Source organism: Clostridium sp. AF02-29, assembly GCF_934835585.1.
Lineage (GTDB): Bacteria > Bacillota > Clostridia > Lachnospirales > Lachnospiraceae > Otoolea > Otoolea fessa.
Genome location: NZ_CAKVZK010000001.1, coordinates 19,792 through 33,740, shown reverse-complemented (window position 1 = coordinate 33,740; position 13,949 = coordinate 19,792). Strand labels below are relative to the sequence as shown.

Sequence of the window (13,949 nt, the reverse complement as noted above, 5' to 3'; positions counted from 1 at the left end):
CATTTTTAATTCTGATACTTGTATCTTATCACACTTCTATTAAAAACGCCATTTCGATTCCTATAATAAGTATTATTAGTATTTGCGCTGCCACCACGTTATCTTACGGCGCTTTCGGTTCCAAAAGTGCCTATTTATAAATATCCGGTCTCCACTTTGGCAGAATACCTTTGGTAGCCTCTACTGCCGTGGTTTCCCGATCGTCATTATCGATGTCGCCCCTACTCAATTTGGCTGCCCTACCGGTAATATAACTATAAATTTACTTCCGCGCCCTTCCCTGCTTTCAGCCGTCACAGTCCCATGATGTGCCTCAACAATCGCTTTGACGATGGCAAGGCCGATTCCGGCGCCTCCAGTTTTGCGGTTTCTGGACAGATCGGTCCGGTAAAAACGCTCAAACACCAGTGGAAGATCTTCTTTTGAAATTCCAATTCCTTGATCCTCCACACTCAGTTCTGCGACCGTTTCACCGCAATTTACCCGTATCTGTATTTGCCCGTCCTCGTTTGAATACTTGACTGCATTGGAAAGTAGGTTATAGATCACCTGATACAGACGTCCCGCATCTCCCTGCACGACTGCAGATTCTCCCTGAACCGTACATACAAGCTCTTTCTTCTTTAAATCCGGCTCAAAGGTCTTCTCCACCAGCCTGGATAATTCCAGCAGATCGACCGATTCCAGCACAAGCTCCAGCTTCTTATCTTCAACCTGACGCAGCTTCTCCAAATCAGCAATGATCCCTGACAGCCGCTCCAACTCCCCATAACAGTTCTGCAGCCGTTCTTTCGTCGGATCCCAGACACCGTCCAGCATCATTTCCAGATTTAGCGACACATTCGTCACCGGTGTGCGGAGTTCATGAGCTACATCTGAGGTAAGACGGCGGCGGAGCTTTTCTTGGCGTTCCAGGCTCTCTGCCATCTCATTGACCGATCGGCTCAGATTTTCCACTTCCTGAGTCTGCGCCCGTTCCGTCTGCAATCTCGCCTTATAATCTCCCTTTGCGATTTTCCTTGTCACTTCTGCCACATTCAACAACGGAACTGACAACCGTTTTGCCAGCATGGTTCCCATTGCCACCGCAGCCGTCAACACCACCAATCCAATCCCGATCAAAATCCGGTTCAAAGAATCCAGAAACCGAAAATCACTCTCATTAAAATAATAAGGACTGTAATAGCTCACATCCAGATACCCCACAATGGCATCCCTTTTCCGTATATCATAGCGGTACGTTGAAAATTCACCCTTTAACTGGGGGCGTTTCTCCTCCATTTCCGTGCGGATCTCCTGCATTACCTGATGGCATAACGTCATATCATGATTTTCAGCATCCCATACGACATGGTTTTCCCGATCCAACAGCCGGATCAGATATCCATCTTTCAATGCATACATTCCAATCCCATGGATGTAATCTACATTCCACTCACCATTCCTCTCATCATACTGGGATGGCAGTGATTCTGCCAGCTGTTCCGAAAAATTTTTCCTCTGCAACGCTACGTATCGCTCAAACTGACGGTTAATCAGACCATTCGCCACCGCTCCAATCAGAAGAACCGTGATCAGGACAATCAGTGCAAAACCGGTCGCCAGCTGCGTGCTGATTTTTTGCTTCATTCTGCCGTCCCTCCAAATTTATAGCCCATTCCATGAACCGTACAGAGATAAACCGGCTGCTTGGAATCATCCTCTATCTTCTTCCGAAGATTTTTAATATGGGTATCGATTACCCGGTCATATCCAGAAAAATCCAGTCCAAAGACCAGCTCAATTAAATTTTCTCTGGTAAATATTTTTTGCGGATATTTCGTAAAGGCAGCCAGCAATTTCCACTCGATCGCTGTAAGCGCCACCGGTTCTCCTTTTTTCCTCACTTCTTTTCGGTCATAATCAATCACCAGATCTCCCTGATTCCAGGAAAACTGTCTGGCAAGCGGAACCAGATCCTCGGTCGAGCGCCGCAAAACCGCCTGCACGCGGGCAGATAAATTTTTCAGACTAAACGGCTTCGTGATATAATCATCCGCACCCAGATCCAGACCATGAATCATATCATATTCCACATTTTTGGCAGTCAGCATGATGATCGGCACGCGCGACTGTTTCCGAATCCGGACACAGACTTCTTCTCCCGGCAGATCCGGAAGCATCAGGTCTAAAATCACCAGAGAAATCGGTTCTCTCTTCAAAATGTTCAGTGCCTCCTCGCCATTTTCCGCCCGAAAAACCTGGTAGCCCTGACTTTCCAGATAGGAAGCAACTGCCTCCCGAATCATCTCCTCATCATCTGCCACAAGCAGCTTCCTTTTCTCTGCCATTCTGACCTCCTCCTGTCATGCCATATTCATTTTCCCATTCTGCCAATTATCCTGAATTCAGTCGCTTTTTGTTATTGTTTATAACTTAATAACCGCCACAGCAGCCCATTCCAAAATCACCTGCTTCCGAATCTTCGAACTCATCTTCACTGATTTCAGCATTTTTCGCCGGTTCCTCTGCCAGCGATTCATTTTCTTCCTCATCCGTCACAAAAATCTTTCCACGGATCATTCCCATCCAGCAGGTATAATTAACGGTTCCTGTTTCTTCCGGCGTAAATTCAATTACATTTTCCCCCTCTGAAAACGTGTGCGAAATTCCGTACGCCCGCAGCACCATCCGGTAATTGCAACCATTCAGTGCTCCCTTCGGCACATCAATGATCCAGCGGACCGGAGTTCCTGCCTTTACCGTGATATTAGGGTATCGACCGCCGCTCAAGGTACTCTGCACAATCTGAACATCCGTTTTCTCCTCCGAGACCGCCTCCGATTCGGATGAGGCAATCGATTCAGGCAGCGGTTCAGCTCCCATATTCGGTCCAGCCGAACGCAGGGTTTCTTCGACCTGGCTTCCTGCCGTCCCATCCAGAAGGCCCGACAAACTGAATCCCTGGGACAGCATTGCAAGCCCCAGAACCACTACCAGAACCGCCCCGATTTCCATGACCCGTTTCGTAAACCGTTTTCCAAGCAGCGATACGAACGAGCCCAGTCCCAGCATCAGTGGTACCGTTCCAAGACTGAACATAAACATAGAAAAAGCACCCGCCAGCGGATTTCCCGAAGCCAGCGCTACAATCTGCATCGACTGCAGCGGTCCGCACGGCATAAGCCCGTTCAACATCCCGACTATAAAAGGCTGTCGGTTGCCAGCCTTTTTCTGGTTTACCCTGCCAGCCAGAAACCGTGGGATCTGTGGGGTAAAACGCCGCAGTCCCGGAAAAATACCCAGCATATTGATTCCCATAAGAACCATGAAAATACCGGCAATGATTTTCAAAATACCCTGAAGAAAAAGCGAGATTCCCACACCGGAGCCTCCGCCGATCAGCATTCCTGCAAATCCTAAAATTGCACCGATCACCGTGTAGGAGATCACACGTCCCAGGTTATAGAGAAGCGCCGACCCCAAAACCGATGTTCCGTTTCCTGTCTCCGTCCGTTTCTGCTGGATACACTGTGACAGGTTGATTCCGCCGCACATGGCAATACAGTGTACCGAAGTTAAAAGACCGATCACAAACAGCATCCCATATCCCATTCGGGTGTCCGCCAGCTGGCTTGGCACCAGCCGGTTCAGAATGCCCGAATTTTCGAGAAGCACATAGAGTACCGCAATTACAATCAAAATATGAGCGGCTCTGCCCGGCTTCTGTTTGTTTCTGGCTTTTTCTGATAAAACCTCATATCCCGCGTCTCGGATCACCTGCTGGATCTCCTCCAATGTAATCCAGTCTGGATCGTAAACCAGATCGGCAGTACCATTCTGATAACTGACTCTGGCTATCTCGATTCCTGCCGTATGGAGCAGAGCTGTTTCTATTTTATTCTGGCAGTTCACACAGGTCATGCCACCGATAAAAATCCTTGTTTTACTACGATTCATTCTTTCGCACCTCCTGACAGAGATACTAGCAGAAAAATGTGTGGTTTTTATGTGGATTGTGAATGTCTGGTCACTTTCTTATTTAAAATTTATACCGCATCTGATACCAAGTCACATTCCCATGCACCGATTCCGAGATCCCTTCATTCTCAAATCCAAACTTGGCATAATAGGCTATCAATTTTTCCTTGCACGTCAACACAAGTCCCTTCCTCCCCCGTTTTCTGGCATCCTCGATGGCGCACTGGAGCAACTGTCCCGCATAGCCATGTTTCCGGTATGCCGGGATCGTATTGACACCAAAAATCATCTGCCATGCGCCGTTTTCATCGTGCATTTCTGCCTGTTCGTACATCTCATCCGTCAGATCCGGCTTGTCTGTGACGAAGCCGTCCACAAACGCAATCAGCTTTTCGCCTTCAAACATGAGCCAGAAATGATTTCCATAATACTTAATTCTCTCCGCAAACTCCTCTTTCGTTGCGGCTTCCGCTGCCGGAAAGCATTCTGCTTCCACGGCTGCAATCTGAGTCAGATCTGCTATTGTCGCTGTTCTTATCTCCATAATATCTCGTATCATCCAATTATCCTCGTTCGAGGATAAAAAAATAATCTCCTTTCTCTCTTCAAAAGCATTCGCCCATATAATTCAAGTCGAACGTCCGTGAGACTTGGCGCGTGATTCTGGTCAGCGAAGCTGACATATTCTTTACAGAATCACTGCGCATCCTCGCGGAGCGTTTATCTCAGTCGGAGAATGGACTCCCACTGAGACAAATTTGCTATTACTCACCACCTGAAGAGGTGGGAGTCTTCTCGACTGAGATAAAAAACAGAATAATTTCGGTTCTTTCTTTGCAAATAAGCCAATGCATATAGTTTTCCCATACACATCGGCTTATTTCACGCATCAGGCGGATTTCTCGATCCTGCCTTTTACTTCATATTCAACTATTTCCGCAGCTGTGCCAGGCGCTCCTGTACCTGTGCCATCATCTGGCGGTATTTCTCCAGCTTCTCACGCTCTTCGGCAATCTTTGCCTCCGGTGCGCGGCTGACGAATTTTTCATTACTTAACATGCCCTCGGAACGGGCAAGCTCTTTTTTCAGCTTCTCCTCTTCCTTGGTCAGACGCTCGATCTCCTTGTCCAGATCCACCAGTTCTGCAAACGGCATATAGATGGTTGCCTTTGCAGTCACAGCCGATACGGCATCGTCTGCGATTCCGCTCTTGTCCTTCTGAAGGACAACCTCGCTCGCATAGCCAAGAGTTGCGAAGAAGACACGGCTGTGCTCGAAGATGGCCAGAACTTCCGGATCCTCGGATACAACGTATACTTTTGCCTTCTTGCTCGGCGGTACGTTCATGGATGTGCGGACGCCGCGGATCGCGCGGACTGCATCCTTGATCGTCTCTACAGCTTTCTCCTCGTCTGCGAAATTCCACTCATCCTTGTACTCCGGCCAGGAAGAAATCATGATGGACGGTTCCTCATCCTGCAGGTTGCAGAAGATTTCCTCGGTGATGAACGGCATATATGGATGCAGCAGTTTCAAGGACTGGATCAGAACCGTTTTCAGGGTCCAGAGTGCAGCTGCCTTGGTGGTGTCTTCCTCGGACCAGAGTCTCGGTTTTACCATCTCGATGTACCAGTCGCAGAACTCCTCCCAGATGAAATCGTAAACCTTCTGGAGGGCGATTCCCAGCTCGTACTTATCCATGTTCTCGGTAACATCTTTTGCCAGCGTGTTGACCTTGGAGAGGATCCAGCGGTCAGCCATCTGCAGGTCAGAAAGCTTCACATCCGTTACCGGCGCTTTCTCAATGTTCATCATGATGAAACGGGATGCATTCCATACCTTGTTTGCAAAGTTACGGCTTGCTTCCACACGTTCCCAATAGAAGCGCATATCGTTGCCCGGTGCGTTACCGGTCATCAGGGTCATACGAAGTGCATCGGCGCCGTACTTGTCGATAACCTCGAGCGGATCGATACCATTTCCAAGGGATTTACTCATCTTGCGTCCCTGGGAGTCGCGTACCAGACCGTGAATCAGGACGGTGTGGAACGGCTCTTTGCCCGTCTGCTCCAGACCAGAGAATACCATACGGATAACCCAGAAGAAAATGATATCGTATCCGGTTACCAGCACGTCGGTCGGATAGAAATATTCATATTCCGGTGTATCCTTCGGCCAGCCGAGCGTGGAGAACGGCCACAGGGCGGAGGAGAACCAGGTATCCAGCGTGTCCTCATCCTGATGCAGGTGGGTGCCGCCGCATTTCGGGCATACCGCCGGTGCACACTTGGCAACGGTCATCTCGCCGCAGTCATCACAATAATAAGCCGGAATCCGGTGTCCCCACCAGAGCTGACGGGAAATGCACCAGTCACGGATGCCCTCAAGCCAGTGCAGATAGGTCTTTCCGAAGCTCTCCGGAACGAATTTAAGTCTGCCGGATTTAAGTGCCTCTACCGCCGGTTTCGCCATCTCTTCCATCTTGACAAACCACTGCGGTTTTACCATCGGCTCTACGGTTGTGCCGCAGCGGTCGTGGGTACCTACGTTGTGGGAATGCGGAACGACTTTGACTAAAAGTCCCATTTCCTTCAGATCCTCTACCATGGCTTTTCTCGCCTCGTAGCGGTCCATGCCCTGATATTTGCCCGGTACGCTGATGGTTGCATCGTCATTCATGATGCAGATCTCTTCCAGGTTGTGGCGTTTTCCTACTTCAAAGTCGTTCGGGTCATGTGCCGGTGTGATCTTTACGCAGCCGGTACCGAACTCTTTATCTACATACTCATCCGCGATGACCGGAATCTCTCGGTCGGTCAGCGGCAGTTTTAACATCTTGCCTACGATATCCTTGTAGCGCTCATCCTCCGGGTTGACAGCTACCGCAGTATCGCCTAACAGCGTCTCCGGACGGGTGGTTGCGATCTCGACGAAACGTCCCTCTTCGCCGACGATCGGGTAATTGATGTGCCAGAAAAAGCCGTCCTGCTCCTCATGCTCTACCTCGGCATCCGAAATGGAAGTCTGGCAGACCGGGCACCAGTTGATGATACGGGATCCCTTGTAAATATAACCTTTTTCATACAGTCTGGTAAATACTTCCAGAACCGCCTCGGAACAGCCCTCGTCCATCGTGAAACGCTCGCGGTCCCAGTCAGCGGAGGAACCCAGCTTGTGAAGCTGTTTTACGATACGGCTGCCGTACTCTTCTTTCCACTCCCATGCTTTCTCCAGGAAGCCCTCACGACCCAGATCATGCTTGTCAATGCCCTGCTCTTTCAGCTTATTGATAACCTTAACCTCCGTTGCGATCGCCGCATGGTCGGTACCCGGCTGCCACAGTGCCTCATAGCCCTGCATTCTCTTGTAACGGATCAGGATATCCTGCATAGTGTTATCCAGCGCATGTCCCATATGAAGCTGTCCGGTAATATTTGGCGGCGGCATCACAATCGTGAACGGCTTCTTGCCGTTTCTGCGTCCGCGCTCTGCATCGGCGTGGAAATATTTGCTGTCCAGCCATTTCTGATACAGGCGATCTTCAATATCCGCCGGATTATATGTCTTTTCCAGTTCTTTCATTGATCGATTCTCCTTTTGTGTTTTAACTCATCAAATGCTGTTTATCCTCGCATTCTATCATGAACCACATCTTGTTTACCTTCATTTTGTGTAATTTCCGATGCAGTTTCTTACATCTGTTTCCGGACAATCTCGTACTCATCATCCGTCTGGTAGTACGGGCAGACAAAACGCTGGTTGCTTAAAAATGCCGCCATCTCGTCCTCATCCAGATCTGCCTCGCACAGATAATACCCATAATCATCGTCATAGACATAATTGCCGCACGTATCACAGCTTGTCAGCGGACCCTGTTTTTTCATCTGTTTTGTCCTTTCCGAAGCGCGTTTCCTATGAAAAAGAATGTGCCTTTTGTGTAATAGGGAATTCCAAGGTATTTCCCATTACATGAAAAAAGCCCCTTGCAGACATATCATCTGCAAAGGGCGTCATATACGCGGTACCACCTTAATTCAATCAGGATTTCCGTCTGCCGGTGTTTTCTTTGCACACATCCAGACTTTACCCCAATCCTCTTGATTCTATAACGGGAACTCCCGGGATCTCTTATCCACCACTCTCTTTCACAGCATTCCTAAGCCATAGCAGAACGCGGTTTTTCAGAAATCCGGCTCCGAAGCTACCTTCCACATCCGTTTCCCGGAACCGTCTCTCAACCTGCGCGGTTCTCTCTGTCAGGGCTTCTATGTGTACTCCTCTTCTTCACTGCCTTTCATTTTTCAGTTCCTTGTTATCATAGAGGTTTTTCAGGAAAATGTCAAGGTTTTCGGCACAGGTTGGTAAATTCTGATATATGCCCTGGCTCTTCCCACTTTAAAGACGCCCAGCTGTAACAGCTGCACAGCCCCTACTTCGGCAGCGTATCCTTATATTGTTGATACGTCCCATCCGTCACCATCTTTGCGTATGCATCATATGCCTCCTGCAGATTCTCATACTTTTTATCATTCGAAAGATATTCCGTATACTGTTTTGGAGTTAGATGATCGGCGATTGCTACATAGTTACCAGCTGTATTCTTTCGAATAGCGGTAGTTGTTTCTGAAATATAAAACCTTCCATCTGCTGTACTGATAATAACCGGTATCTTCTTTCCTGCACCAACCGAATCTGACGATATATCTACAGATGTCCAGAATAAATATCGCTTCGACTTATCCTTCGCATCTCCCAGATAGGCCCAGGTTCCCTTTTTTAACAGGCTGTCCTCCTCAATCTTTGCCTGTATCTTTGGAAGCATATTGGATTTTGTACAGTTGGAATCAATTTCAAAATTGCTGTTATTACCCAGCATTTCCAATACGCCGCTGTTATTCAAGGGCGCATGCATATCACAATTGATATTAAACGTATATTTCTGTTCCGAACCGCCTGTACCATTTTTACCTTTCCAGTTAAAAAGCACTCCCGAATTTGGCTGATAGGAAACTTCACATTTCCCACCCGGAACCGGATAACCAATCCAGTTGGCCGTATCACCCTGATCATTATAATGCATCACTCCACCTATCGTCACCGGGTCATGCGACTGCCATTTTGCTTTTTTCTGCTTCAGCTTTACAACCTTCACTTCATTCTCTGTATCCTCAATCATGACCGCTGCCATCACCTCTGCATAGGCAGAACGGACATTGGCAAGATCCGTGGCCTCCCGGCTGGCCTCCAGCTGCCTGGTGAAAATAGGAATAGAAATTACAGCTAAAATGGCAACAATTGCAACGACTACCAAAAGCTCCGCCAGCGTAAAGCCCTTTTTCCTATTCTGTATATGAATTTCCATTCTTATCACCCACCTGTCACCTTTATCCCTTTTTTTGTTTTATTCTATCACATGATTCTAAAAAATTCACGCAAAACGTTTTTCATCTGACGCACATTCCCATAAATAGAAAGAAGAGGCCTCCGCCTGCGGTTTTCACCGCAAAGCATCCGCCTCTTCCCCATTTCGCTGCTGTAATCAAATTCCTGCCGTCAATTAAAACAGCGGAACAACCGCTCCATCATACTTCGTCTCGATGAACTCTTTGATATCATCGCTTGTCAGGACTTCCATCAGAGCTTTTGTCTTGTCGCTCTCCTCGTCACCTTCACGAACCGCTACGACATTTCCGTATGTCTGGGCTGCCAGAGAGTCAGAAGACTCTACTGCCAGAGCATCGGTTACCTTTAAACCAGCCTCGATTGCGTAGTTGCCGTTGATAACTGCGATATCCGCATCCTGTAAGGAACGCGGAAGCTGTGCTGCCTCAAGCTCTACGATATCCAGGTTCTTCGGGTTCTCTGTAATATCATTGATAGTTGCGGTCAGACCTGCATCCTCTTTCAGTGTCAGAAGACCCTGATCCTGAAGAAGCAGAAGTGCTCTTGCCTCATTGGTTACATCGTTCGGCACAAGAACCTCTGCGCCGTCAGCCAGCTCATCTAAAGAATCGCTCTTGCCTGCGTAGATGCCGAATGGCTCATAATGGATTGCGCCTGCACTTACCAGATGAGTGCCATTCTCCTCATTAAAGGTATCGAGATATGGTTTGTGCTGGAAGTAGTTTGCATCCAGATCGCCGGACTCCAGTGCGTTGTTCGGCTGTACATAATCAGTATACTCTACGATCTCCAGATCGTAGCCCTTGTCTGCCAGAAGGTCTCTTGCAGCTTCCAGGATCTCAGCGTGCGGTGCCGGGCTTGCGCCTACTACCAGCTTCTCCAGATCGCCGTCTGCCTCTTTAGCCTCTGCGGTGCTCTCCTCTGATGTCTCTGCAGCGGTCTCAGCAGTTGTCTCATTCGAGCTGGAAGAGCAGCCTGCTAAGGATGCAGCTGCCAGCAGTGCCAGGAATGTGGTTCCTAAGAATGATTTTTTCATAGTGATTTCCTCCTCTTTGTGTGTTTAAATTTATATTTCAGAAATGTCCTGCATCTGCCACAGACGATAGGCTGCATTTCATTTCTGTAAATATCTTATTAACGGATTCTCTTATCACTTCTTCTCGAACTCCGCGTAAAGATCTCCTGAATCAGCTGTGCGATAATAACCAGAATCACAACGGTAACCAGCATCATATCTGCCTGATAACGGTGGTATCCATATCGGATCGCCACATCGCCCAGACCGCCGGCGCCGACACAGCCTGCCATCGCGGAATATCCGAGGATTGTCGTGATCGAAATCGCCGCGCCGACTAACAGGGACGGCTTGGACTCCGGAAGCAGCACCTTGAAAATAATCTGCCAGGTTGAAGCGCCCATTGATTTTGCTGCTTCAATCACGCCGGCATCAATTTCCTTTAATGATGCCTCTACCATACGGCTGATGTACGGGAACGCCGCGATTACCAGCGGTACAACTGCCGCATTTGCTCCGATCGTCTTTCCCACGATCGCGCGGGTCAGCGGCATTACCATCGCTAACAGGATGATAAACGGCACCGAACGGAGCAGGTTGACAATCACGCCCGCCACTTTGTTGAACAGCGGCACCGGACGGATGCCGTCTTTATCGGTTACAACCAGCGCCACGCCGAGCGGGATGCCGATCAAATAAGAAATCAGGGAAGAAAGACCTACCATATATAAGGTTCTCCAGGTCTCTTTTACCAGCATACTGACTGTCTTCGCATCAAATACCATCTTAGCGCACCTCCTCATAGGTCACACCGACCGTTTTTAAATAATTGCAGATACGCCCTGCATCTACCTCGTCCTCCGGGAGCTGCAGAAGCATCTGTCCCATCGCCTTGCCCCCAATATCGTGGGTATCCGCGAGAAGGATATTGACCGGAACCTTGCAGGCTAATACCATATTAGAAATAATTGGCTCCGAAGATTCCCGTCCATTGAAAATAACGCGGATCTGGCGCGCTCTGGCAAAGCTTGTCTTCTGCCCTGCCGTCTCTCCTAGAATCAGCTGCCGCCCAATCTCCGACTTCGGACCAGAGAAAATCTCTGATACCTTGCCAGACTCTGCAATGTGGCTGTGGTCGATGATCGCCACACGATCACAGATAGACTCAATAACTGCCATCTCATGGGTAATCACGATCACCGTAATACCGAGTTCGCGGTTAATCTTCTTGAGAAGCTCCAAAATCGATTTTGTCGTATTCGGGTCGAGCGCACTCGTCGCCTCATCGCAAAGCAACACCTTCGGGTTCGTGGACATCGCGCGTGCAATCGCCACTCGCTGTTTCTGTCCGCCGGAGAGCTGTGCCGGATATGCCTTCATCCGTTCTTCCAGACCGACTAATTTTAAAAGCTCAGCCGCCCGTTTCTTCGCCTCTGCTTTCGGGACACCGGCAATCTCCATCGGAAAGCACACATTCTGGAGTACATTTCTCTGTGCCAGAAGATTGAACTGCTGGAAAATCATCCCCATCGACTGTCTGGCTTTCCGAATCTCCGCCTCCTTCATCATCGACAGGTTCTGTCCCTCAAAAATAACCCGTCCCGCCGTCGGTGTCTCCAGATAATTGATACACCGGACCAACGTACTCTTTCCTGCACCTGACAGACCGATAATTCCAAAAATCTCGCCCTTCAGGATTTCCAGGTTAATATCATCTAACGCGGTCACCGTTCCGTTCGTTGTCTGGAATTGCTTTCCCAGTCCTTCCAGGCAGATGATCGTTTCCTTTCTCTGCTCCATGGTCTTTTCCCCTCTCTTTTTCCGAATATACAGCATTGATACCCTGTCGCATAAAAGATGCCACTACTGTTTTCTGTCACAGGAAGCAGTTAGTGCCTTTTTGTGTCATAAGGAATTCCAAGGAATTTCCTATGACACAAAAAAGCCGCGAATCCAGTACGGATCGCGGCTTCCTATGCTATACTTACAGGTCTATCCGACCAGCCCGTTCCGTCTTTCATGCACACAAATATGACAGCACATCATACACATGCCGTTCATCATCATATTCATCTGCATGGCTTTACTCTGACGCATCGGACCTGTCCCCTTTCAGCTTATATTCCCTTATTCCTGATAGGAATTATTTGTTTATGAAGATACACCCATTTTCCGGGTTTGTCAAGTGTTTCCTGAATTTTTAAGAGCTATTTTTTAGAGCTATTTCACTCCTGCTCCGGTTTTTGCACAGCTTCTCTTCTTTTTGATGTCTGGAGTTCCCGTGCTTCTGCACGGCTGCGGCGCAAATTTTCTCCTGGCATCTCCTGTTTCCGGCTGCGCCCTTTCTCACGCTCGCGGATGCGATCCGGCGTGCGGCTCTCAATGATATAGCGCGGGCGGTGCTTCGACTCCAGATAAATCTTTCCGACATACTCTCCGACGATTCCGACCGAGAGAAGAAGCAGTCCGCCGATAAACCAGAGCGATACCATCATGCTCGCCCAGCCGGTGATCGTATTGCCCCGGAAGAAATCAACCACCGCCCAGATAAGGAATCCAATACTGACAAAAAATGCCGCAATTCCCATGAACGTAATCATCCGGATCGGCTTTGTGCTCAGCGAAGTGATGCCCTCGATCGCAAAAGCCAGCATCTTTTTCAGCGGATATTTGCTCTCCCCTGCTGCCCGCTCTTTACGGTCATAATATACCACATCGGACGGATAGCCGATCATCGGGACAATCCCTCGCAGAAACAGATTGACCTCCGAAAATTCCGCCAGCCCTTCCAGTGCCCTCCGGCTCATCAGGCGGTAATCCGCATGATTATACACGGTGTTCGCTCCCAGCGCATTCATAATCTTATAAAATCCCAGCGCAGTTGTACGCTTAAAAAATGTATCCGTCGCCCTGTGGCGGCGCACACCGTACACGATGTCACAGCCAGCCATATACCGCTCGATCATCGCGTCGCATGCGTCCACATCATCCTGCAGATCGGCATCCATCGAGATCGCCGCGTCACACCGCCGTCTCGCCGCCTCAAAAAGCCCGGCTAAAAGCGCGTTCTGATGACCGCGGTTGCGGCTCAGCTTCACACCTGCAAACCGTTCGTCCTTCTCATGGAGTTCCTCGATCAGCTTCCATGTTCTATCCTTCGAACCGTCGTCTACCATCAGCACCCGGCTTCCCGGATGAATCCGGCGGCTGCGGGTTAAATCATCTAATTTTTTACCTAAAAATTCTGCCGTCAATGGCAGAACTTCCTCTTCGTTGTAGCAAGGCACCACGATATAGATAACCGGTGCATTTCTCATACTGTCATCTCCTGCCCGGGTCACTGTCCCTTCTATGCAGACAAGTCCCCTCGTATTTTCAAAAGCAGGTTTCCAGATACAGGTATCTTGCCAGAATCCCCCTGCAGCTGAAATCTGCTTTTTCCGTATTTTCCTATTATATAGGAACTACATTAAAAAGAAAAGTAAATTTTTGACACATCCACCCGATTCCGGTATAATAGAATGGATATTTTTATCACTTTACTATTACTCGCCACCTAAAGAGGTGGGAG

11 protein-coding genes and 1 other annotated feature are annotated in these 13,949 nt (G+C 48.8%); all 11 genes read right to left on the bottom strand.

Annotation, left to right across the window (positions count from 1 at the left end):
* Nucleotides 1-225: 225 nt before the first annotated feature.
* Complete coding sequence (locus PUQ60_RS00130; protein WP_022358721.1) at nt 226-1,629, bottom strand: HAMP domain-containing sensor histidine kinase; 1,404 nt, start codon at nt 1,627-1,629, stop codon at nt 226-228.
* A complete protein-coding gene (locus tag PUQ60_RS00125; protein ID WP_022358722.1) occupies nt 1,626-2,330 on the bottom strand; it encodes a response regulator transcription factor in 705 nt (234 codons plus the stop codon). Before PUQ60_RS00125 ends, PUQ60_RS00130 begins: the two co-directional genes overlap by 4 nt.
* An 85-nt stretch (nt 2,331-2,415) precedes the next feature.
* Complete coding sequence (locus tag PUQ60_RS00120) at nt 2,416-3,939, bottom strand: sulfite exporter TauE/SafE family protein (RefSeq protein WP_273379076.1); 1,524 nt, start codon at nt 3,937-3,939, stop codon at nt 2,416-2,418.
* A gap of 82 nt (nt 3,940-4,021) precedes the next feature.
* The gene (locus PUQ60_RS00115; protein WP_273379074.1) at nt 4,022-4,504 is read right to left on the bottom strand and encodes a GNAT family N-acetyltransferase; all 483 of its coding nucleotides are present in this window, start codon (nt 4,502-4,504) and stop codon (nt 4,022-4,024) included.
* Between the two features lie 386 nt (nt 4,505-4,890).
* On the bottom strand, nt 4,891-7,542 hold the full coding sequence (locus PUQ60_RS00110; RefSeq protein WP_118691816.1) for a valine--tRNA ligase: 2,652 nt from the start codon (nt 7,540-7,542) through the stop codon (nt 4,891-4,893).
* 110 nt (nt 7,543-7,652) lie between these two features.
* Entirely contained in the window at nt 7,653-7,844 is a 192-nt protein-coding gene (locus tag PUQ60_RS00105) for a DUF6472 family protein (protein ID WP_273379072.1), read from the bottom strand.
* A 116-nt stretch (nt 7,845-7,960) separates the two neighbouring features.
* Nucleotides 7,961-8,257: a binding site (T-box leader), on the bottom strand.
* Nucleotides 8,258-8,389: 132 nt separating this feature from the next.
* Nucleotides 8,390-9,322, bottom strand: coding sequence for a type II secretion system protein (locus PUQ60_RS00100; RefSeq protein WP_273379071.1), 933 nt, complete (start codon nt 9,320-9,322; stop codon nt 8,390-8,392).
* 195 nt (nt 9,323-9,517) lie between these two features.
* Nucleotides 9,518-10,399: a MetQ/NlpA family ABC transporter substrate-binding protein gene (locus PUQ60_RS00095; protein ID WP_273379069.1), complete on the bottom strand. Its 882-nt coding sequence runs from the start codon at nt 10,397-10,399 to the stop codon at nt 9,518-9,520.
* Nucleotides 10,400-10,497: 98 nt separating this feature from the next.
* Nucleotides 10,498-11,163 (bottom strand): methionine ABC transporter permease, encoded by a 666-nt coding sequence (locus PUQ60_RS00090; protein WP_022358729.1) that lies wholly within the window; start codon nt 11,161-11,163, stop codon nt 10,498-10,500.
* A 1-nt stretch (nt 11,164) separates the two neighbouring features.
* Complete coding sequence (locus PUQ60_RS00085) at nt 11,165-12,178, bottom strand: ATP-binding cassette domain-containing protein (protein WP_273379065.1); 1,014 nt, start codon at nt 12,176-12,178, stop codon at nt 11,165-11,167.
* A 425-nt stretch (nt 12,179-12,603) separates the two neighbouring features.
* Nucleotides 12,604-13,695, bottom strand: a complete 1,092-nt coding sequence (locus PUQ60_RS00080) for a glycosyltransferase family 2 protein (RefSeq protein ID WP_106999988.1) — start codon at nt 13,693-13,695, stop codon at nt 12,604-12,606.
* Nucleotides 13,696-13,949 lie beyond the last annotated feature (254 nt).

What these genes read in the sequence shown, in the direction of transcription:
- PUQ60_RS00130 (WP_022358721.1), bottom strand. Translation starts at nt 1,629, where the DNA reads ATGAAGCAAAAAATCAGCACGCAGCTGGCGACCGGTTTTGCACTGATT.
- PUQ60_RS00125 (WP_022358722.1), bottom strand. Translation starts at nt 2,330, where the DNA reads ATGGCAGAGAAAAGGAAGCTGCTTGTGGCAGATGATGAGGAGATGATT.
- PUQ60_RS00120 (WP_273379076.1), bottom strand. Translation starts at nt 3,939, where the DNA reads ATGAATCGTAGTAAAACAAGGATTTTTATCGGTGGCATGACCTGTGTG.
- PUQ60_RS00115 (WP_273379074.1), bottom strand. Translation starts at nt 4,504, where the DNA reads ATGGAGATAAGAACAGCGACAATAGCAGATCTGACTCAGATTGCAGCC.
- PUQ60_RS00110 (WP_118691816.1), bottom strand. Translation starts at nt 7,542, where the DNA reads ATGAAAGAACTGGAAAAGACATATAATCCGGCGGATATTGAAGATCGC.
- PUQ60_RS00105 (WP_273379072.1), bottom strand. Translation starts at nt 7,844, where the DNA reads ATGAAAAAACAGGGTCCGCTGACAAGCTGTGATACGTGCGGCAATTAT.
- PUQ60_RS00100 (WP_273379071.1), bottom strand. Translation starts at nt 9,322, where the DNA reads ATGGAAATTCATATACAGAATAGGAAAAAGGGCTTTACGCTGGCGGAG.
- PUQ60_RS00095 (WP_273379069.1), bottom strand. Translation starts at nt 10,399, where the DNA reads ATGAAAAAATCATTCTTAGGAACCACATTCCTGGCACTGCTGGCAGCT.
- PUQ60_RS00090 (WP_022358729.1), bottom strand. Translation starts at nt 11,163, where the DNA reads ATGGTATTTGATGCGAAGACAGTCAGTATGCTGGTAAAAGAGACCTGG.
- PUQ60_RS00085 (WP_273379065.1), bottom strand. Translation starts at nt 12,178, where the DNA reads ATGGAGCAGAGAAAGGAAACGATCATCTGCCTGGAAGGACTGGGAAAG.
- PUQ60_RS00080 (WP_106999988.1), bottom strand. Translation starts at nt 13,695, where the DNA reads ATGAGAAATGCACCGGTTATCTATATCGTGGTGCCTTGCTACAACGAA.